The sequence below is a fragment of the Shewanella inventionis genome (assembly GCF_019931735.1).
GTDB classification, from domain to species: domain Bacteria; phylum Pseudomonadota; class Gammaproteobacteria; order Enterobacterales; family Shewanellaceae; genus Shewanella; species Shewanella inventionis.
On sequence record NZ_CP082926.1, the window covers coordinates 906949 to 927967 of the forward strand.

The following is a 21019-nucleotide window of genomic DNA, read 5'->3' on the forward strand; positions in this document are numbered from 1 at the left end:
ATGAAAGTAATTAAATATGTTACCCCTCTGATGTCGCTGTGTTTGATTGCTTGTCAAACGACAGACAGGCCAGATCCTAAGACAGTAAAATCAGCGTTGTCTGAGTCAAGAGCGCAGGCGCAAGCTAATGCTGCCGTTACGCCGCCACCGGCAACAATGCCTGCTGAAGTTCAGCGAGAATTAAATGGCAGTGATGTACTTGCATCGGCAAAGGCATTACCTGCTGAGCGCCGTTTTGACGTGTCGGCTAACAATGTTGATGCCCGTGTGTTTTTCCCAAGTTTAGTTAAAGACACACCTTTGAGTGTTGCTGTACACCCTGATGTGCAAGGTAGCATTTCGTTATCACTAAAAGCGGTTACCTTGTCTGAAGCCTTGCAAGTAGTTGAAGATATTTACGGTTATGAAGTAAGCCGTCAGGGGCGTATTTTGCGGGTGTTTCCGTCAGGGATGAGAACCGAAACATATCCGCTTAATTACCTGTATATGCAGCGTGAAGGTTTGTCGCTGACGTCTGTGAGTTCAGGGCGCATTTCAGACGATAACGATAACTCAAGTAGTAGCAATAATAACAATAACAACTCCAACTCTAGTTCGAGCAGTAACAGTAATTCTAGTAGCAATGAAAGCAGCAATGGCACTTTTATCAGTTCTAAAACTAAAACTGACTTTTGGGGTGAGCTGCAAGCAACGGTAGTGTCGATTATTGGCGAAACCGGTGGAGGTCGACAAGTGGTTGTAACCCCTCAGGCTGGCCTTGTGACGATCCGAGCGTACCCAAATGAATTAAGACAGGTTCGTACATTTTTAAACAAAGCAGAAAGCCATTTGCAGCGCCAAGTGATTTTAGAGGCTAAAATTTTAGAAGTGACCTTGTCTGATGATTTTCAGCAAGGAATTCAATGGGATAATGTGCTTGGTCACGTTGGTAATACAAACGTTGATTTTAGTACCTCAGCCGGTGAAGGCTTAGGCAATACGATTTCATCAATCATCGGCGGTGTGACAACCATTAATGTGCAAGGTACTGACTTTAGCACCATGATCAATTTGCTCGACACTCAAGGTGATGTCGATGTGCTTTCAAGCCCTCGTGTTACGGCCTCAAATAACCAAAAAGCAGTTATTAAAGTGGGTAATGATGAATATTTCGTGACCGATGTGTCGACTACCACAGTGTCGTCTACAACCACAGTAACCACTCCCGAGGTTGAACTTACTCCGTTTTTTTCTGGTATTGCGTTAGATGTTACCCCGCAAATTGATGAAAACGGTAACGTGTTATTGCATGTTCACCCTTCGGTGATTGATGTACAAGAGCAAACCAAAGTTATCCAAATTAGCGACTCAACCTTAGAGTTACCATTGGCACAAAGTGAGATCCGTGAGTCAGACACTGTTATCAGGGCGGCATCAGGCGATGTGGTTGTGATAGGTGGTTTAATGAAGAGTGAAAACATTGAAACCGTGTCGAAAGTGCCTGTATTAGGAGATATTCCATTTTTGGGCGAAGCGTTTACTAGCCGCAGTCGTTCTAAACAAAAAACGGAGCTAATTATTTTACTTAAGCCCACAGTGGTAGGGCTCGACACTTGGAAAGATGAGTTAAAGCGTTCGCAAGATTTGATTGAGCGCTGGTATCCTTCTAAGTAACCTTGGAACCTAATTAATTATGTATTTGCAACACTTTGGTATGGCGCAACTTCCCTTTACGTTGACGCCAAACACCGGGTTCTTTTTTGGTTTAGCGCCCCATGTTGAAGCGCTACAAGTGTTGCAAACAGCATTAGAGACCGGTGAGGGCTTTATCAAAGTCACTGGTGAAGTCGGAACCGGTAAAACACTCGTTTGCCGTAAATTATTGAATGACCTGCCGACTCAATACCATTGCGCTTATTTGCCTAATCCATACCTAAGCCCAAAAGAATTACGCTTTGCCGTAGCGGCCGAGTTAGGGCTCTCGTTACCCAATAAACTAGACCAACAGCAACTTACCCGTTTGATCCACGAACGCTTACTTGAGCTAAATCATCAGGGCTATCATGTGGTGTTAGTGCTAGACGAGGCTCAAGCGTTGCCCGACGACAGTATTGAGGCGTTACGCTTATTTACTAATTTAGAAACCGAGAGCCGTAAGTTATTGCAGGTGGTGTTGTTTGGTCAGCCGGAGTTGGATAATCGTCTAGCACAAGCTAAATTTAGGCAATTGCGCCAACGTATTACTTTTAGTTACCACTTGCGCCCGTTAAGTTGGGATGAAATACAGGCCTATATTCAGTATCGACTGAGTATTGCCGGCTATCAAGGGCCAAATTTGTTTGGCGTAAGTGATATTAAATTATTAGCCAAAGCAGCACGTGGTATCCCTAGATTAGTGAATATATTGGCTCATAAAAGTTTATTGTTATGTTATGGAGAGGGCCGCCAGCAGGTGTTAACCAAGCATTGCCGTGCAGCAATAAGAGACACCGAAGACATTAATTTAACTGAGCGAACAGGTTTTTCGCGCGCGAGCATGTTAGCGATTATTTTATTGTTGACACTGATGCTAACGCTGGGATTGACAGAGGTAGGCGCAGAGTGGTTGACACGGATAAGTGAGCATTAATGAGTGTGATAATAAAAATGCTGCGAGATTTAGAGCAGCGTCAAAAACCAGAATCTGAGCAATCAACACCGACATCTTCCCAGTCAGCGGGGGAGTTTGTACGCCCGCAAGTTCAATATTATCAAGCCGAGCCATCGCGTTTTCCTTTGATTGCCATTGGTCTTGGTTTGTTGCTGCTAGTTCCGGCGCTTTGGTTTGGTTTTTCAGCGTATCAACAGGCTGAGACACCTTATGAACCTCAGTTGGCCAAAGCAGAGTTAGCGCCTCAATCAATACCGCAAGCACCTATTAATGACGTTAATAAGCTAAGCGGCGCAGCTACAGATACGGTAGCGGCTGAGCCTGAGGCCGATGTAGCAATCAATGAAACGGCAATGCCAAGCCAATTGGTTAATGAACAAGCCTCATCGATTGTGGCTCAGGCTGATATGACTCAACATCAGTCAACTAGCATGGTCGATGAAACGCTTGCTAAGCCGGCAGATAAACTTGATAGCAATGCACAAAATACCGTTCCAGCAATAAGTACGGCGGCGCAAGCGTCAACCAAGGGCGCGGCAGATACCACAACAGTAGAGTTAACGGCTCAAAGTACGCCTAAAGGGCAAGCTGTTGCGTCAACAAAAAATGAGATAGAGCCTCCTGTAGAAAAGCCCGTATTGGTATCGACGCCAAGTAATATGACAGTTAAAGAGGTGGTTCTCACGAAAGCACAAATGGCGCAATTGCAATATCGAAAAGCGCTAGAGGCTGAAAAAGCACAAGAGCTAGATGACGCAGCAAGCTTTTATTTAGAGGCCATTATTTTACAGCCAAATTTACACAAGGCGCGTAAGCAACTAGTGGCAATTTATTATGCGCAAAATAACCCAACAACCGCGATGCGCTTATTAGAAAGTGGCATAAGTATGTTTCCGCGAGAGTGGGAGTTTTATGTGATTTTGTCGCGGATCCAGGCAGAAGAAAAGGCTTATGACAGCGCGTTAACAACATTGGCGAGTATTCCTGATGATTCAAGCTGGGCAAGAGATAAATGGGTAGCTCAAACTGAATTGGCTCAAAGCACTCAACATTTTGTGTTAGCAGAGCAGGCTTATCGCAGCTTGTTACTTGTCGAGTCAACGCAAGCTCGCTGGTGGATGGGGCTTGGTTACGCATTAGATTCTCAGCAAAAATATATCCCCGCAGCTCAAGCTTATCGTTCTGCTTTAAGTTATGAAGGATTATCGACAACCGCCATGAATTTTATTGAAACCCGATTAGCTCAACTAGGAGAAAACCGATGAAACCAAAGTTAAAGATGCGCTTAGGTGATCTTTTGGTACAAGAGCTAATCATTACCGAAGCACAATTACAGCAAGCGTTGACAGAGCAACGTAACAGCGGGAAAAAACTAGGTCGCACTCTCATTGATTTAAATTGCATCACTGAAGACCAATTGCTTCAGTTTTTATCTCAGCAACTTAATTTGCCTTATCTTGATATTAGCCGCAAACCCATCGCAGCTGAAGTGGTTAATATTCTGCCTGAAGTACAGGCCAGACGTTACCGTGCGTTAGTGGTTGAAAATGCAGTAGATCATGTTTTGGTTGCCATGAGCGATCCAGCCGACTTGCAAGCTATTGATAATTTAGAACTGTTAGTTGCCCCAAAACAATTGATGCTTGCGGTGGCGCCTGAGCAACAATTGCTCGATGCATTTGACAATTTATATCGCCGAACGGGTCAGATAGCTGAGATTGCAGGCAAGCTTGAAGAAGAATATGCCGCAGATGATATGTTTGATCTCAGCAGCTTAACTGAAGGTGATGCCGACAATGAAACCACAGTGGTTAAATTGTTACAGTCGATATTTGAAGATGCCGTGCAAATGCGCGCGTCGGATATTCATATCGAACCGGGTGAAAAGGTGTTACGTATTCGCCAACGTATTGATGGTCAGTTACATGAAAATAGCCTCAGTGAAGTCAATATTGCCTCGGCCTTGGTGCTGCGCCTTAAGTTAATGGCTGGTCTGGATATTTCAGAAAAACGTATGCCCCAAGATGGCCGTTTTCATATCGAAATTAAAGGTCATAAAATTGATGTGCGTATGTCGACCATGCCGATTTATCATGGCGAATCAGTGGTGATGCGTTTGTTAGATCAAACCACAGGCTTACGCACCTTAGATGAAACTGGGATGCCGCCAAATATTGTGGCGCGCATTCGCAAACAAATTAAACGTCCTCATGGCATGTTACTTGTTACCGGACCAACGGGTAGCGGTAAAACAACCACCTTATACGGTATTTTAAGCGAGTTAAATACGCCAGATAGAAAGATTATCACCGTAGAAGATCCTGTTGAATACCAGTTACCGCGAATTAACCAAGTGCAGGTTAACCATAAAATTGGTTTAAACTTTTCAAATGTGCTGCGTACTACGCTTCGTCAAGACCCCGATATCATCATGGTGGGCGAAATGCGTGATCAAGAAACCGTTGAAATTGGCTTGCGAGGCGCATTAACCGGTCACTTTGTATTATCAACTTTACATACCAATGACGCGGTAACCAGCGCACTGCGCTTACTCGATATGGGGGCGGCAAGTTATTTGGTGGCTAGCGCACTGAGAGTGATTATTGCGCAGCGTTTAGTTAGACGAGTTTGCCATAATTGTGCTGTTGATTATCACCCCTCCGCTGCTGAACGAAGCTGGCTGTCTAGTGTGACTAAACAAGACATTAACCGTGCTACGTTTAAGGTAGGTAGTGGTTGTCAAACCTGTAATGGGTCGGGGTATCGTGGTCGAATTGGTATTTTTGAAATTCTAGAACTTGATGAAAATATGATTGATGCGATGCGCACTGGTAACCCACAAGATTTTGCTAGAGCCGCCGTTCGAAGCCCCAATTTTATTCCATTAGCGGATTCAGCGATGGAGTATTTATTTCAAGGGACAACCACCTTAGAAGAAGTGGCTAAGTTGTTTGAGGATGTCAGCGAGTCAAATATGGCGTTATCAACTGATCTTGTTAACCAGCCAGACATTGGGGCCTAGTTATGCCAACGTATCAATATCGTGGACGTAATGCACAAGGTAAATCTGTTACGGCGCAGCTGGAGTCTGCCAATGAAAGCGCCGCAGCAGATGTGTTGCTTTCTCGGGGCATAATTCCCCTAGAGCTCACAGAGGTTAAGCCTAAACAGTCGTTTTCGGTAGCGTTATTTCAAAGCAAAGTCTCGCTAGAAGAGCTGCAAATTTTTACTCGGCAAATGTACTCACTAACACGTTCGGGTATTCCGATATTGCGAGCGATTGCAGGTTTGTCTGAAACGACTCATTCAGCGCGAATGAAATTAGCACTGGATGATATTTCTGAGCAATTAACCTCTGGTCGTCCGCTATCTTCTGCAATGAACCAGCACCCAGATGTATTTGATTCGCTATTTGTATCGATGATCCACGTTGGAGAAAATACAGGTAAATTAGAGGATGCATTTATTCAATTGTCGCATTACATAGAGCGTGAGCAAGAAACCCGCCGACGTATCAAGGCGGCCATGCGTTATCCTATTTTTGTACTCATTGCGATTACAGTTGCCATGGTTATTTTAAATATTATGGTCATTCCCAAATTTGCCGATATGTTTTCGCGTTTTGGCGCCGATTTACCTTGGGCAACAAAGATACTTATCGCAACCTCAAACCTATTTGTGAATTATTGGGCGTTAATGCTGGTGACCATCGTTGGGGTTATTGTTGGGATCCGCTATTGGCATCATACTAAAAAAGGCGAAAAACAATGGGATTTGTGGAAACTGCATATTCCGGTTGTTGGCTCCATTATTGAGCGCTCTACCTTGTCGCGGTATTGCCGCAGTTTTTCGATGATGCTAAGTGCCGGCGTACCCATGACCCAGGCTCTCAGTCTGGTTGCGGATGCGGTAGACAATGCGTATATGCATGACAAGATTGTAGGAATGCGCCGTGGTATTGAGTCTGGTGATTCTATGCTCAGAGTGTCTAATGCTAGCCATTTGTTTACTCCGTTAGTGCTGCAAATGGTGGCAGTGGGTGAAGAAACCGGCCAAATTGATCAACTATTAAATGATGCAGCAGACTTTTATGAGGGTGAGGTAGATTACGATTTAAAAAATTTAACCGCGAAATTAGAACCCATTTTAATTGGTTTTGTGGCAGGTATTGTGCTGATCCTTGCGCTGGGTATCTATTTACCGATGTGGGATATGCTAAAAGTAGTGAAAGGTGGTTAACACGCTATGTTCATTACACTTTGGGTAACATTATGCTAAGTCAGCAAAAAGCCGATGATGATTTGCTTAAAGTGTATGGCAAAATGATCGCCATTGTGGTGTTACTCATTATATTGGCAATATTAGGGGCGCGTTATGTTAAAACTGAACCTAATTTAACCAGCCAAGGTTTAGCATTTGAACATAATCGGCTTTTGAATGTCTTAGCTATGGTACGAAGCCAATGGTTGACATCAGGAAGACCCAATAAAATGTTATTGTCTTGGTATGATGTGGCACCAAATGTGCTTAAAAGTACTGAGGGTGATGCTACATCACAAACGTCAAAAAATGGACAGCTAACGGCGCCACTTGATAGCGGCGAAGCAGAGTTAATTGGCACAGATAATTGGATTAAATTATCTGCTAAAGGATGGCCAATCGTCGATACTTTTGATGACGAGGGTTGCAGACGGCTATGGCAACAGTTATTAGCAACCCAAACCAGTGAGTTAGCGTTATCTGTGGTTTACCATGACCAAGACAAGGTGTGTCGGTATGCCTCTCCTAATCAAGCAAGTTTAAGTTATCAATTGCTAACAGGACGGGTGATATTTTTATCAGCAGATAAGTAAAAAAACTATCGCTGGTGTTAAAATTTTAATAAGCTGCTAATATTGTGGAAGTTATAACTGTATTAGTATGCTTGCCTGTTATTAGAGCATTTAAAAAGAGTGAGGTAGTATGAAATTAAAACAACAAGGTTTTTCATTAATCGAGTTGGTTATTGTGATTGTCATTTTGGGTTTATTAGCTGCGACAGCCATTCCACGCTTTTTAAATGTGACCGACGATGCAGAAGATGCGAGCGTTGATGGTGTTGCTGGTGGCTTAGCTACTGCGGTGAGCTTTGTGCGTGCTCAATGGGAAGTTGATGGCCGTAGCAATACGAGTGTCGTGCTCGATGGAACGACCGTATCACTTGATACGCGTTTTGGTTTCCCAACAGGCACAACCAATACCAGTGCAACAGCGATGACAAATGCTACTTGCCAAGAGGTGTTTGATTCTGTGTTGCAAAACGCACCTCGTAACGTGTTATTTAACCAAGATGCAAGCGACCAACGTTACACTGTACGTGTTCAAAATGCGGTGGGTGGTTCATCTACCAGCATTGATGGCGCAACAGTGAACAACCTTGATTTATGCGTTTATCATCAAGTAGCTTCGTTAACGTTAAATCAAACAAGCGGTGTGCCAACGCCAACGCCAGATTTATCAACTTCTGGTGCTAAAGGTGTGACATATAATCCTGGTACTGGGCAAGTTGTTGCCTTTAGTAACAATTAATCATTAACAACCAAGTCGATTACGCCATGTTCGCATGGACAAAGATTTATTTTTAAAGAGGTTATTTTATATGCAAAAACAACAAGGTTTTACATTAATCGAGTTAGTCGTTGTGATTATTATTCTCGGTATTTTAGCGGTCACTGCAGCGCCTAAGTTTATTAACTTGCAAGGCGATGCACGTGTTTCTGCTTTGAATGGCTTAAAAGCGTCTATTCAGGGTGCTAATACTTTGGTTTATTCTAAGGCTGCACTAGCTGGAAAAGAAAAGTCTGCTTCAGAAACAGTTGATATTAATGGAACAACAGCAACCACTGATGATGTCAGTACCGTTTATGGTTATTTAAGTTCAACCGGTACAAACTTTACTCGTGCGTTAGAGATCAGTGCGCAAGTGCTTACTGCTGATGTCACAACAGGTAATGTTACATCTACAGGTGATTGGGCTATTTTTGTTGGCACTACAAATGTTAAGTTTTGGCAAAATGGTGCGCCATCAACTTGCTTCTTCTCGTATACGCCAGCGACATCGACAGCCGTACCTGTTTTTTCTGCGATTCCTGCGGCAACGAGTTGTTAATATAAGCAATCAATAAAACCTGCTTCGGCAGGTTTTTTTTTGAGTTTTTTATCAACTAAAAAAACCACCATTGTAGCCACAGCTTATCAAGTCAATTCACAAATAAGCAGACAATGTTGGCTGTTTTTGCCATACTGGATCGGCTAGTATAAGTCTCTGACACTGTTGCGGTTTAATCTTTTAACGTGTTGGAATATTGATAGGTAGCAAAAGGGGGCGTCATCAATTTGAGTCAACAGCGTAATGTGCAGCTAGGGTTTACCTTGGTTGAATTGGTCACCACCATTATTGTAATCGCAATTATTGCTGTTGCAGTGTTGCCACGCCTGTTGTCGAGTGCATCTTTTAGTGCTTACACCTTACGAAATGAGTTTATTAGCGAACTTAGATACGTGCAGCTTAAAGCCATTCAAAATACCGACCAGTGTTATCAAATTGATGTGGATGCCAACGGGTATACCTTGCGATATTTTAGTGACCGAACAGGCAATAGCTGCGCTAATCAATATCGCGTTGAACCATTACAAGCCTATAGTGCCGATGCTTATATTAGTTTATCGAGCAATACTAGCAAGGTGTTTTCAATTACCTTTGATAGCCTTGGGCGAATGATTTCCCCTGCATGTTCTGGCCATTGCTTTAATGCAGTGGCTGATGAAACCCTTGCCATTGCGGTGGAGTCAGAGGGGTATGTTTATGCCCAATAAACTCGGATTTCGTCGCCCCGTAAGGCTTAATGGATTTACCTTAATTGAATTAGTTATTGGCATGATGGTTATAGGTATTGGTATTGTTATGTTAACCAGTATGTTATTTCCTCAAGCGGATAGAGCAGCGGCAACCTTACAACGAGTGCGTTCAGCTGAACTTGCCCATTCGGTAATGAATGAAATTTGGGGCAAGCGTTATGATCAAAATACCAATGCCAATGGTGGCTCGCCTGCCTGTAATGCGGCCACGGGTCTCAGTTGCTCAGCCACATCGGTATTAGGGCCTGACGGTGAAAGCCGCGACACATTTAATGATGTTGACGATTATCACGGTCTAAGCGAATCCAGTAGCATGCTCGACTCAAGTCAAACCTATGCGCAAGCCTACCCCGGTTTTAACGTGTCGGTTAATGTGAGTTACCTTGATACAACCACTCAGGCAGAAAAGTTAATTACTGTTGATGTAACAACCCCTAGCAACGAAGTGATCACTTACCAAGCGCTTAGGAGTAATTACTGATGCGCTTATATCGCCCAATGAAAATAGCCGGATTTACCTTAATTGAAATGGTGACGGTCATTTTAATTCTTGGCATTATTGTGGTGGGGGTGAGTAGTTTTGTCATTTTTGGCACGCGTATTTTTGTTGAGTCAAGCTCGGTCGATCAAGTGCTTAGCCAAAGCCGTTTTGGGATTGAGCGGATGACCCGAGATATCCGCCGCGCTGTGCCAAACAGTATGCGTATATTGACCGCTGCAGATGGCAGTTATCAATGTATTGAATTATTACCTATTGCGGCTAGCACTTCCTACCTAGAGGCGCCGTTTGTGCCCCAAACCGCAAGCAATACTTTAACGGCGATCAAAAGCATTCGAAGCATTACCGCAGGCCAATCTGTGCTGATTTACCCTTTAACCCTAGCTGAAATCTATAATCCTCAAGGGACAACAGCAAAACGATTTACCGTTCAAAGTGTTGCAGAGTCAAGTGATGAGTTAACAATTACCTTAACTCAAACAGTACGCTTTAGTGAGGCTTCACCAGTACAGCGATTATTTGTTGCCGATACACCGTTAAGTTATTGTTTTGTATCCCATGGTACTGATATTGATTTACGTCTATATCAAGGTTATGGCTATCAGGCTAGTCAGCCATCGCCAACCTCAATGGGGAGCGGTGTATTAATGGCGCAAAGTGTCACAAATACCCTATTGATTAACCCTGCTATTATATTAACACCAGCAACATTAATGACTAATGCCATTGTACATTTGCAACCCATTTTTAGTGTGAACGGTGAAACGTTCCAGTATCAACATCAAGTGCAGGTGATGAATGTTCCATAAATTAAACCAACATTCTCAACAAGGCAGTGCATTAATTATTGGCATCTTTGTGCTTACCGTGATGTTTCTTCTGGCTGCTAGTTTAATTCGCATAGTGGGAGATGCTGATGAGTCTGTAAATATGGAAGTCTGGGGAACAAGAGCATTATTTAGTGCTAACAGTGGTGCAGATGCCGCTTTAGCGCAGTTATTCCCGTTAAGTGGTGCGCCAGCAACGTGTGCGAATGTCAGCCCTACCTGGACTCCGCCAGCAAATGCGCTTGGTTTTTATAATTGCAGTGTTACGATTAATTGCAATACAGCGACAGTCGGTAGCGTGACTCAATACCGTATTAATAGCTTGGCCGTTTGTCAAACCGGTGACTGTAGCGGTGGTGGGAGCACTTCCACCTGTTTAAGGGTCAGTCGCCAAGTGGAGGTTGAAGCGCGTGGGAATTAATTACAAGCTATTCAAGCAATCTAAGCTACCTTATTTGCTGGCTAAAATTACAGCTGTATTTATGATGTCTTTTTTACCCACTACGGCGGTATTAGCAGATTGGAGTGATACGTTTAAGGAGGGTGTGAATAATTACAATACAAGCGGCACGATTTATTTAAATACGGCCACCATTCTCAATGCTCCAAATAGTGGTAAATTACCCACCTATAATTACACTCAAGGTGGTAATAGCTCCTTTGATTCCTGTATAAGTGCTAATGGTAATTCTAAAGTCTGTCGAGATGGTGACTTTCTTGCCCAGTTACCGACGTCTCGAATCGAATTTGCTCAATGTCAGTCAAGCAGTACAGTTGATTTGGGGCCACCTGTCTATGGTAATGAAACGATTAGCATTGCAGAAGGCCAATATGACACAGTATCAGTTGCCAATGGCAGTGATAAAAAAATCGTATTTACGACCGATAATGGCAAATACAAAATTAACAGTTTATCCGCTTCGTCAGGTTCTATTGAGTTTTCATCAGGTCAATATTGGATAGAAACGTTGAACATCAACAATGGTGTTAGTTTGATTTTCCCCGATTCAGGCACCGTGTCCCTTTTTATTAAAAATGATTATGTTCATAAAAATTTAACCTTAGCAAGTTCACCTGAGAAGTTATTATTTTATCTGTATGGCGCGTTTGAGATTGAAGGCGGGGCAAGTTTAAATGCTTATGTTGTGTCAGAAGGTACCGTCACCATAAATGGGTCCGCAAAAATTACAGGTGCAGTGATAGGGCAAAATATTATTTTGAATGGAAATTCATCGGTGACGTTTGCTGATACTGGAGATTTAATCGATGTTGTCCCAGATTGTACAATTGTCACCCCCCAGCCGGAATTTCATATTCAATATGGTAAGTCATTAGCTACGACTGGTGTGGCGTCTAAAAATGTGGTGTTCGATACCCCCTTTGTCAGTGGCGTGAAGCCTTTAGTGTTTGTTATGCCAACGATTGCACAAACCAATACAAATAATGATAGTCGTCAAAGCGCATTTTTATCATCTATCAGTGAAACAGGGTTTACCTGGACTCGCGCGCTGTCTCCCGGCAACAGCGTTGAAACAGAGATGCCTGAGGTGCATTGGATTGCTGTAACGCCAGGTACATTTGATTTAAGTAATGGGACTCAATTAATTGCTGGTAGTGTATTGCAAAACAAAGCCTTAATTGGTTCAAATAATCAATATGTCGACGTTACCTTGCCCAGCACCCAAAATGTGGTGCTTAATCAACTGCAAACCCAAAACAATAATTGTTGGTTAACCAGCACCTCCCAGTTTACAAATAATGGTATTGAGTTAGCGATGGATGCGTCTGAAGTGCGCAATAACTCAAGCCAATGTGAACCTGGGGACTTAGATAACAACAATTTGCAAAATGAACAGATTGCATATTTAGCGGTGCAATCAGGAAGTGGTACTTTGGTGCTAGATGGTAATAATGTGAATTATCATTTTAGTCAGGCGCAAACATTCAATTCTGGTGGGACAGATTCGGTAGCCAACCAGTGCGGTTATTTAACATCTCTTACCGGTTTTACCAACCCACCAACCTTGGTGGCGGGTAAAAATAGTCGCCGAGGTGGTGATGGTGGCTGGCTGCGTCGATGCGTGCTAACAAACAGCACAGTGAGCATGGTCATTGATGAAGATAACTTTCGTGATAATGATAGAAGCCACGTTTGGGAAAGTTACAGTTTTGTCGCGCTAGAAAAAGTTGAGCCGGTATTCCAATGTTTTACGGATAATTTTGACCGTACAGATCTTGGGGATGATTGGGTTGTTTCCAATAGTCGAGGCAGCTTTACGCCATCCATTGTGAGTAATCGTTTACAAGTGACTCAAGCGGTAACAAATCAAGCAACATCATCTACTTTCCAACGGCTATTTCCAGCAACAGACAATTACGTCACCATCGAATTTGATCATTATGCTTATAACGGCACCGGTGCCGATGGTATTGCTTTTGTATTATCAGACAGCACTATTACCCCTCAAGCGGGCGCTTATGGAGGACCATTAGGTTATGGCGCTCGCTCAAATCAAGATGGTTTTGCAGGTGGTTGGTTAGGTTTTGGTATTGATGAGTATGGTAACTTTTCAAGAGAAGGTGGCTCTGGTGGCCCAGGGCGTCGTCAACAATCGGTTGCCATTAGGGGCTCTGGCTCTGGCACATCGGGTTACCCTTATTTACGTGGTACTTGCTCAAATGGTACCACCAATACGAGTGGTGAGTGCTTATCGCCAACTGTTGACGACAATAATGTCTCACCGGCTCATCGATACCGTATTACTGTTGACTCACAAGTTGCCAGTCAATCATTAGTCAAAGTTGAACGCGATAGCGGCAGTGGATTTGTTGAACTTATTTCAGAATTTGATGCTGCGTCTTTTGCAAGCCAGGCAGCTTTACCTGAGAGTTTTTTATTGTCTTTAACTGGGTCTACAGGCGGAGCAACGAATATTCATGAAATTGATAATGTTGAAATATGTGCATTAAAATCTAGCCCCATCGGTGTGCAAATTGATCATTTTGAGTATTCGTATTCAGGTACAGGGCTAACCTGTACGCCAAAAACGTTATCGATAAAAGCTTGTGCTAATGCAGATTGTACAGAGACGGTTAATGACAGTGTTACCGCGACCCTAAGCCCTGTAACGGTTACGGGTGGTGGCGGCTGGGTGGGTGGCAATACCGTTACGTTTAGCGGTGGTGAAAAGTCAGATTTACAGTTACGCAGTAATACAGCCGGTACTGTGACACTTGATGTGACAGGCTCAACCCCAAGTACCAAAGCGTTTAGTGAAACCCTTTGTCGTATTAATGGCGGCTCAGCAACGGCTGCAAACTGTGATTTAGTCTTTGCCGACAGTGGCTTTATTTTTGATGTGCCAGACAAGCTAGCAAACAAATCCACGGGTAATATTTCAATCAGTGCTGTGAAAAAGTCAGATGATACGCTTCAATGTGTACCTACCTTTGCAGACACAAGTAAAGATGTCAGTTTTTGGAGCACGTACCTGGAGCCCATTACGCCAATTAACGGCCAATCAATAACCGTTAACAGTACTACTGTGGGCAAACAAAGCTCGGCAGCAACCAGCATTACCTTAAATTTTGACGCCACTGGCACGGCAAATATTGATGTTAACTACCCTGATGCAGGCAATATGCAACTCGATGCTCAATATACCGGAACTGGCGATGAAGCCGGGTTGGTGATGCTGGGTTCAGATTCATTTGTGAGCTTCCCTGTTGGATTGTGCATCACCCCACAAGATAGCAATGCACAATGTACAGCCGGTAACAGCAGTTGTGATGTATATAAAAAAGCAGGCGAAACGTTTGATTTAATTATTCAAGGAAAAGCCTGGCAGTCTGACGCTGATACCAATTATTGCGACAATATCAATACACCAAATTATGCCCAAAGCAACATTGTTTTAGGGCACCAATTAGTTGCGCCATCTGGCGGAGTGTTAGGTGCTGTTGGTACCACGCAATACAGCCATGTAGCGCAAACGACTAACAGCAATACCGTGACTCAGTCGGTAACCGAGGTCGGCGTGTTTACATTTACCGCCAATCCTCCAAGCCCTTATTTAGGGTCAAGCTTTTATGATATCCCGCTTGCCAAGTCAGCAAGCATTGGCCGCTTTGTGCCAGACAGCTTTGCGGTTAGCAGCTCAAGTGTGTTGCCAAGTTGCGGTAGTTTTACCTATATGGATCAACCCTTTGATTTAACGCTGACCCTCACTGCTTATAATACTGTAGGCAATATTACCCAAAATTATCAGGGCGCTTTTGCTAAAGCTACGGCCAGTTTAGTTGGAGAGAATAATAACAACGGCGTCAATTTAAGTAGTCGGTTAAGTGCATTACCGATTGACGCGAGCACGTGGAGTCTTGGTGAAGCCAGTGTGGGTATAGCTTATCAGGCCAATTTTAGTCGTACTGTTGCGCCTAATGTGGATGGACCATTTGGCCTGTTTGACATTGGGGTTCAGGTTGCTGATAACGATACCGGTATTGCATTTGTTAATGCGCCAGATATGCGCGCCGATAGCAGTGATATTTGTGCCAACAACAGCTCTTGCAACGCCAAACTGATTTCAACACACGATTTTCGTCATGGCCGAGTGGTGATGGACAATACCTTTGGCCCTGAAAATGAAGTGTTACGTATGCCAACGTATGCTCAATACTGGGATGGGAGTAACTGGATTACAAATGTCAGCGACAGCTGTACTCAAGTGTCAGATCCCCTTGATGGCACAGAAGTTTATGCTCCAGTCATAACTGCTGGTCAAACGGTTACACGCACTGATGCAGGTAGTTTTGTCAATAATGGTTTACTCACCTTATTATGGCAAAATACGGGTTCTGATGCATATCTTGGCCAAGTAACGGCACCGTTAAAAGTTGATGATTGGCTAACCTGGTATTGGAATTGGGATGATGCTAGCCCAACAGTACTTTATGACCCAAGGGCAAGTGCTTTCTTTGGCCGTTATCGCGGTCATGATAGGATCATTTATTGGCGTGAAGTGGGGCAATAATCGGAATAAAAAAGCATCGCTTTTACGCTTTTTAGGATTATATTTGCTCGATCGGCGTTTTTTTACATGCTTTTGTAAAAAAAAACGTCAGATTAGCAATTGTTAACCTGTTCGGTCTTGTAGAATAGGGGTGTCATTGATAAAGTTAGCTGATTTTTCTTTCTTCTGACTTCACAGAATACAGGCCTGATACATGTTCAAGAAGCTGCGCGGCATTTTTTCTAACGACCTATCGATCGATTTAGGTACGGCAAACACACTTATTTATGTTCGCGATGAAGGCATCGTGTTGAACGAACCCTCAGTGGTTGCCATTCGCGGCGAACGCAATAGCAATGGACCAAAGTCAGTTGCTGCTGTGGGTACTGATGCAAAACAAATGCTGGGCCGAACGCCGGGTAATATTCAAGCTATTCGCCCAATGAAAGACGGTGTGATTGCCGACTTTTATGTGACTGAAAAAATGCTTCAGCATTTTATTAAGCAAGTTCACAACAACAGTTTTTTCCGCCCAAGCCCGCGTGTGCTTGTGTGCGTACCTGTGGGTGCAACCCAGGTAGAACGTCGTGCTATTCGTGAGTCGGCAATGGGTGCTGGTGCTCGCGAAGTTTACCTGATTGAAGAGCCAATGGCCGCGGCAATTGGTGCGGGTTTACCCGTGTCAGAAGCAACAGGTTCTATGGTTGTTGATATTGGCGGTGGTACTACCGAGGTTGCCATTATTTCGTTAAATGGCGTGGTTTATTCTTCATCTGTGCGCATTGGTGGCGACAAGTTTGATGATGCCATTATTAACTATGTTCGCCGTAACTATGGCAGCTTAATTGGTGAAGCCACAGCAGAACGCATTAAACATACAATTGGTACCGCATACCCAGGTGACGAAGTGCTTGAAATAGAAGTGCGTGGTCGTAACCTTGCTGAAGGTGTACCGAGAAGTTTCACGTTAAACAGCAATGAAATTTTAGAAGCACTGCAAGAGCCATTATCTGGCATTGTGAGTGCTGTTATGGTGGCATTAGAGCAATCTCCACCAGAATTAGCGTCAGACATTTCAGAGCGTGGCATGGTGTTAACCGGTGGTGGTGCATTATTACGTGACTTAGACCGCTTACTGATGCAAGAAACAGGTATTCCTGTGATGGTTGCTGACGATCCGCTAACCTGTGTGGCTCGTGGTGGTGGTAAAGCGCTTGAAATGATTGACATGCATGGTGGTGATTTGTTCTCTGAAGAGAATTAATGATTAACTGCACTGTGGCTTTATTAACGCTAAATAACGCTAATAAAGCCGCGCTCACTTTATGAAACCAATTTTCGTTCGTGGCGTCTCTAATCAATTTAGACTGACACTGGCAATTATATTGTCGGTGGCTTTGCTTGCCGCTAATCATCGCTTAGATCCTATTCGTCAATCTCTCTCTTCAGTTTTGAGCCCTTTGCAGTATTTAGCCAATGTGCCAGGTGTGATGCTGGACTGGTCTGCCGAGGCTTTTGCTACCCGAAATATGCTTGAGTTGCAAAACAAAGAGTTGTTACGCCAACAATTGGTGATGTCAGAGCGTTTGCAGCGATTTGAACATGTACGCCAAGAAAACGAACGTTTACGTGCCTTGTTAGGCTCTCCTGTTCACATGGACTCTCGTAAAGTGGTTGCTGAAGTAATGGAAGTGGCCAGTGATCCTTTTCGGCAATTTGTGGTGTTAAACCATGGCTCACAAACCGGTGTTTATGTGGGTCAACCTGTGGTTGATGCGCAAGGGGTTGTCGGGCAGGTTATTGAAGTTAGCGAATTTACCAGCCGAGTGTTAATGGTGTCTGACACCTCTCATGGTATTCCTGTGCGTGTTACTCGTAATGATGTTAGAGCTATTGCCAATGGTACTGGTGATATTGATCAAATAGAGCTTCGCCATGTTGCCAAAAGTACTGACATTATTGCCGGTGATTTATTAGTGACCTCTGGTTTGGGTAACCGCTTTCCTGAAGGTTACCCTGTTGCACGTGTCATTAGTGTTTCGCGCGACGATGGTCAAAGTTATGCGGTGATTAATGCGCAGCCGTTAGCGGCATTAGATCGTATACGGTATGTGTTATTAATTTGGCCAGATGAAACAACCCCCTTTACTTTACCGGCTGATTTAGTAGAGCTTATTGAGAAAAATGTAGCGGCATCTCAGGCAACGGGTGAGCAAGCAACAGAACAGCAAGCAACTGGTCCGCAAGCCACATCAACAACAGGTGACAATGCTTCCTTAAATCAGCCAGCTGTTAATCCGGCTGGGGCTAACGCTCAAAACCTGACAGTCGTTGATCCAACAGGAGCGAATACTCAAAGCCCGCCAGCTGTTAATCCGGTGGCAACAAATGATCACAACCAGTCTTCATCAGAGCCAATAACTCAGTCTAGTGAGGTGAATCAATGAGTGCGCACATCGCTAATGGTCGTCTCGTTGTATGGCTAACTATTTTTATTGGAATGATGTTTCAAATTATGCCGTTACCTAGCATGGTTGAGCATTGGCGTCCGGATTGGTTATTAATGGTTATGGTGTACTGGGCTATGGCGCTGCCGCATCGGTATAGCATCTTAACCGCTTGGGTACTTGGGGTCATGCTCGATGTTTTGCTAGGGGCAACGTTAGGTATCCGTTCACTAGCGTTATCGCTGGTGATTTATATCGTCGTTCTTTTGTGTCAACGTCTACGCAACTATCCTCGCTGGCAACAGTCATTAGTCATTGCTGGGTTAATTTGTGTTTATCATGCGGTGATCTTTTGGGTACAGTTTGTTGTTGTCGGTGAAACTCCTTTTGATTTAACGATGTTTTTACCCGCGATATCTAGCTTGTTTATTTGGTGGTGGGTATTCTGGATTTTACGCAACATCCGTCGTCGGTATAAAGTACGTTAAACGGGTTTTTATCCTGATTTAATGCCTAAAATGAGTGAATTAACATGACTTGGGTATTGGCCTCAACCTCACCAAGAAGAAAAGAATTACTGGCGCAAGCAGGATTTAGCTTTCCTGGCTTTAGTTTCCAACTTGTGGCGCCCGATATTGACGAAACGCCTAAAGCTAACGAGTTAGCTGAAGACTATGTGTGCAGATTAGCAGTCGAAAAAGCCCTCGCTGGGCTTAAGTTAACGACTCAACTTAACCAGCCCAAAGTGCTCGGCTCAGACACCATAGTGGTGCTTAATGGGGTGATTTTAGGAAAGCCGATAGACGCGAATGACGCAAAGCGAATGTTAGCTTTGTTGTCAGGTAATACTCATGAGGTGATGACCGCCGTTGCGTTAACCGATGGTCAGCATACTTTTAGCAGGCTTTGCAGAACACAAGTAAGCTTTTGTGCATTATCAGCCACCGACATTGACGCCTATGTCGCCTCGGGTGAGCCGATGGACAAGGCTGGCGCTTATGGCATTCAAGCTTTGGGCGGCTGTTTTGTGAAGTCGATTACGGGTAGTTATTCCGCTGTAGTGGGCTTACCGTTAGTTGAAACACGAGAATTATTAGCCTGCATGATGCAGCAAACTTAACCTTTTGCTTTAATCGGTCTTCATACGGTGGTGCAACTGCTGTCAATATTACGATTGGAGCATGACCTCTATACTGGTGGCCTATGAACATAAAAGCACAACGTAAAAAAGGCACAGAACTGCTCATCAATGTTACGCCAACAGAAGCGCGAGTGGCATTGGTTGAACACGGTGTTTTGCAAGAAGTCCATATTGAGCGTCGCATGAAACGAGGCTTGGTGGGAAATATTTACAAAGGCAAAATTAGCCGCGTGCTACCCGGTATGCAGGCTGCTTTTGTGGATATTGGTTTAGATAAAGCCGCGTTTTTACATGCATCTGATATTGTTCCCCACACAGAATGTGTTGCCGATGTTGAAAAGGGCAACTTTGTGGTGCGCGATATCGCTGAGCTCGTGCGCCAAGGCCAAGATATTATGGTGCAAGTGGTTAAAGACCCGCTTGGCACTAAAGGCGCTCGCCTGACTACCGATATTACCTTACCTTCTCGTTATTTAGTGTTTATGCCAGGCTCTAGTCATGTTGGTGTGTCGCAACGTATTGAGCTTGAAGAAGAGCGTCAGCGCCTTAAAAACATCACTCTGCCTTATGTTGACGATGATGGCGGCTTTATTATCCGCACAGCAGCAGAAAATATAGGTGAAGACGAGCTTGCACAAGATGCGGCATTTTTACGCCGTGTGTGGGCCAAAGTTAGCGAGCGTCGTAAACGTAAAGGCGCCACATTACTGTATCAAGATCTTGCATTACCCGTGCGAATTATTCGTGATTTTGTCGGCACCGAGCTTGACCATATTCAGGTCGATTCTCGTCGTACCTATGCTGAGTTACAGCAGTTTGCTCAAGAATTTATGCCAGAAATTGCCGACAAAATTGAGCATTACGCAGGCCCAGCCCCCATTTTTGAATTGTATGATGTTGAAAATGAAGTACAGCGGGCTCTTGGGCGTAAAGTAGAGCTTAAGTCCGGTGGTTATTTAATTATTGACCAAACCGAAGCCATGACCACAGTCGACATCAACACGGGTGCGTTTGTGGGGCATCGTAATTTAGAAGAAACCATCTTTAATACCAATCTCGAAGCCACGCAAGCCATTGCCAGACAGTTACGTTTACGCAACTTGGGTGGCATTATTATTATCGATTTTATCGATATGATGAATAATGAACATAAAGCGCGAGTGCTTGAAAGCCTCAATGCCGCATTGGCGCTTGATCGTGTTAAAACCAGTGTGAGTGGTTTTTCGGGGCTAGGCTTGGTTGAAATGACACGCAAGCGTACCCGTGAAAGCCTTGAGCATGTGGTGTGTGGTGAATGTCCATCGTGTCAGGGTACCGGTACGATGAAAACCGTCGAAACCGTATCTTATGAAATATTTAGAGAAATTATTCGGTTAAACAGAGCCTACAAAGCAGATGAGTTTTTATTGTATTGCTCACCGGCAGTTTATATGAGCTTAAGTGGTGATGAGTCGCATTTGCTGGCCGAACTTGAAGTGTACATTGGTAAACGTATCCGCCTGCAAAATGAGCCCTTATACATTCAAAGCAAATATGATGTGGTGATGATGTAGTGTCAACAACTCGGGCA

The 21019-nt window shown here is 43.9% G+C and carries 18 protein-coding genes; all 18 read left to right on the forward strand.

What is annotated here, in order from left to right; genetic code table 11:
• The 18 genes from mshL to rng all read left to right on the forward strand — a co-directional run bounded on the left by mshL (window position 1) and on the right by rng (window position 21002).
• A complete protein-coding gene (gene mshL, locus K8B83_RS04220; protein ID WP_188739639.1) occupies window positions 1–1653 on the forward strand; it encodes a pilus (MSHA type) biogenesis protein MshL in 1653 nt (550 codons plus the stop codon).
• 19 nt (window positions 1654–1672) lie between these two features.
• Window positions 1673–2608 (forward strand): ExeA family protein, encoded by a 936-nt coding sequence (locus K8B83_RS04225; RefSeq protein WP_188739638.1) that lies wholly within the window; start codon window positions 1673–1675, stop codon window positions 2606–2608.
• Entirely contained in the window at window positions 2608–3894 is a 1287-nt protein-coding gene (locus K8B83_RS04230) for a tetratricopeptide repeat protein (protein WP_188739637.1), read from the forward strand. The genes K8B83_RS04225 and K8B83_RS04230 overlap by 1 nt, the downstream gene beginning before the upstream one ends.
• Window positions 3891–5651 (forward strand): GspE/PulE family protein, encoded by a 1761-nt coding sequence (locus tag K8B83_RS04235; protein ID WP_188739636.1) that lies wholly within the window; start codon window positions 3891–3893, stop codon window positions 5649–5651. Before K8B83_RS04230 ends, K8B83_RS04235 begins: the two co-directional genes overlap by 4 nt.
• A gap of 2 nt (window positions 5652–5653) precedes the next feature.
• Window positions 5654–6868 carry a type II secretion system F family protein gene (locus K8B83_RS04240; RefSeq protein ID WP_188739635.1) on the forward strand — a complete coding sequence of 405 codons (1215 nt, stop codon included), beginning with the start codon at window positions 5654–5656 and terminating at the stop codon, window positions 6866–6868.
• A gap of 32 nt (window positions 6869–6900) precedes the next feature.
• Window positions 6901–7482 carry an MSHA biogenesis protein MshF gene (locus K8B83_RS04245; protein ID WP_188739634.1) on the forward strand — a complete coding sequence of 194 codons (582 nt, stop codon included), beginning with the start codon at window positions 6901–6903 and terminating at the stop codon, window positions 7480–7482.
• Between the two features lie 109 nt (window positions 7483–7591).
• Window positions 7592–8197 carry a pilin gene (locus K8B83_RS04250; RefSeq protein WP_188739633.1) on the forward strand — a complete coding sequence of 202 codons (606 nt, stop codon included), beginning with the start codon at window positions 7592–7594 and terminating at the stop codon, window positions 8195–8197.
• A 70-nt stretch (window positions 8198–8267) separates the two neighbouring features.
• Entirely contained in the window at window positions 8268–8777 is a 510-nt protein-coding gene (locus tag K8B83_RS04255) for a type II secretion system protein (protein WP_188739632.1), read from the forward strand.
• A gap of 227 nt (window positions 8778–9004) precedes the next feature.
• Window positions 9005–9484, forward strand: coding sequence for a prepilin-type N-terminal cleavage/methylation domain-containing protein (locus tag K8B83_RS04260; protein WP_188739631.1), 480 nt, complete (start codon window positions 9005–9007; stop codon window positions 9482–9484).
• The gene (locus K8B83_RS04265; RefSeq protein ID WP_223419216.1) at window positions 9474–10007 is read left to right on the forward strand and encodes a type IV pilus modification PilV family protein; all 534 of its coding nucleotides are present in this window, start codon (window positions 9474–9476) and stop codon (window positions 10005–10007) included. Before K8B83_RS04260 ends, K8B83_RS04265 begins: the two co-directional genes overlap by 11 nt.
• Window positions 10007–10834 carry a PilW family protein gene (locus K8B83_RS04270; protein WP_188739629.1) on the forward strand — a complete coding sequence of 276 codons (828 nt, stop codon included), beginning with the start codon at window positions 10007–10009 and terminating at the stop codon, window positions 10832–10834. The genes K8B83_RS04265 and K8B83_RS04270 overlap by 1 nt, the downstream gene beginning before the upstream one ends.
• The gene (locus K8B83_RS04275; protein WP_188739628.1) at window positions 10824–11273 is read left to right on the forward strand and encodes an MSHA biogenesis protein MshP; all 450 of its coding nucleotides are present in this window, start codon (window positions 10824–10826) and stop codon (window positions 11271–11273) included. Before K8B83_RS04270 ends, K8B83_RS04275 begins: the two co-directional genes overlap by 11 nt.
• On the forward strand, window positions 11263–15882 hold the full coding sequence (locus tag K8B83_RS04280; protein ID WP_223419218.1) for a DUF6701 domain-containing protein: 4620 nt from the start codon (window positions 11263–11265) through the stop codon (window positions 15880–15882). The genes K8B83_RS04275 and K8B83_RS04280 overlap by 11 nt, the downstream gene beginning before the upstream one ends.
• A 193-nt stretch (window positions 15883–16075) precedes the next feature.
• Window positions 16076–17125, forward strand: coding sequence for a rod shape-determining protein (locus tag K8B83_RS04285; protein WP_137224785.1), 1050 nt, complete (start codon window positions 16076–16078; stop codon window positions 17123–17125).
• A gap of 61 nt (window positions 17126–17186) precedes the next feature.
• Window positions 17187–18308, forward strand: coding sequence for a rod shape-determining protein MreC (gene mreC, locus K8B83_RS04290; protein WP_223419220.1), 1122 nt, complete (start codon window positions 17187–17189; stop codon window positions 18306–18308).
• Window positions 18305–18796 carry a rod shape-determining protein MreD gene (mreD, locus tag K8B83_RS04295; protein WP_188739627.1) on the forward strand — a complete coding sequence of 164 codons (492 nt, stop codon included), beginning with the start codon at window positions 18305–18307 and terminating at the stop codon, window positions 18794–18796. The genes mreC and mreD overlap by 4 nt, the downstream gene beginning before the upstream one ends.
• Before the next feature lie 44 nt (window positions 18797–18840).
• Window positions 18841–19428, forward strand: a complete 588-nt coding sequence (locus K8B83_RS04300) for a Maf family protein (protein ID WP_188739626.1) — start codon at window positions 18841–18843, stop codon at window positions 19426–19428.
• An 83-nt stretch (window positions 19429–19511) separates the two neighbouring features.
• On the forward strand, window positions 19512–21002 hold the full coding sequence (gene rng / locus K8B83_RS04305) for a ribonuclease G (protein ID WP_188739625.1): 1491 nt from the start codon (window positions 19512–19514) through the stop codon (window positions 21000–21002).
• Window positions 21003–21019 lie beyond the last annotated feature (17 nt).

Bases quoted from the DNA above. Each gene is read 5' to 3' on its own strand.
- K8B83_RS04240 (WP_188739635.1), top strand. From the start codon at position 5,654: ATGCCAACGTATCAATATCGTGGACGTAATGCACAAGGTAAATCTGTT.
- mreC (WP_223419220.1), top strand. From the start codon at position 17,187: ATGAAACCAATTTTCGTTCGTGGCGTCTCTAATCAATTTAGACTGACA.
- K8B83_RS04270 (WP_188739629.1), top strand. From the start codon at position 10,007: ATGCGCTTATATCGCCCAATGAAAATAGCCGGATTTACCTTAATTGAA.
- rng (WP_188739625.1), top strand. From the start codon at position 19,512: ATGAACATAAAAGCACAACGTAAAAAAGGCACAGAACTGCTCATCAAT.
- K8B83_RS04285 (WP_137224785.1), top strand. From the start codon at position 16,076: ATGTTCAAGAAGCTGCGCGGCATTTTTTCTAACGACCTATCGATCGAT.
- K8B83_RS04255 (WP_188739632.1), top strand. From the start codon at position 8,268: ATGCAAAAACAACAAGGTTTTACATTAATCGAGTTAGTCGTTGTGATT.
- mshL (WP_188739639.1), top strand. From the start codon at position 1: ATGAAAGTAATTAAATATGTTACCCCTCTGATGTCGCTGTGTTTGATT.
- K8B83_RS04300 (WP_188739626.1), top strand. From the start codon at position 18,841: ATGACTTGGGTATTGGCCTCAACCTCACCAAGAAGAAAAGAATTACTG.
- mreD (WP_188739627.1), top strand. From the start codon at position 18,305: ATGAGTGCGCACATCGCTAATGGTCGTCTCGTTGTATGGCTAACTATT.
- K8B83_RS04230 (WP_188739637.1), top strand. From the start codon at position 2,608: ATGAGTGTGATAATAAAAATGCTGCGAGATTTAGAGCAGCGTCAAAAA.
- K8B83_RS04245 (WP_188739634.1), top strand. From the start codon at position 6,901: ATGCTAAGTCAGCAAAAAGCCGATGATGATTTGCTTAAAGTGTATGGC.
- K8B83_RS04275 (WP_188739628.1), top strand. From the start codon at position 10,824: ATGTTCCATAAATTAAACCAACATTCTCAACAAGGCAGTGCATTAATT.
- K8B83_RS04225 (WP_188739638.1), top strand. From the start codon at position 1,673: ATGTATTTGCAACACTTTGGTATGGCGCAACTTCCCTTTACGTTGACG.
- K8B83_RS04250 (WP_188739633.1), top strand. From the start codon at position 7,592: ATGAAATTAAAACAACAAGGTTTTTCATTAATCGAGTTGGTTATTGTG.
- K8B83_RS04235 (WP_188739636.1), top strand. From the start codon at position 3,891: ATGAAACCAAAGTTAAAGATGCGCTTAGGTGATCTTTTGGTACAAGAG.
- K8B83_RS04265 (WP_223419216.1), top strand. From the start codon at position 9,474: ATGCCCAATAAACTCGGATTTCGTCGCCCCGTAAGGCTTAATGGATTT.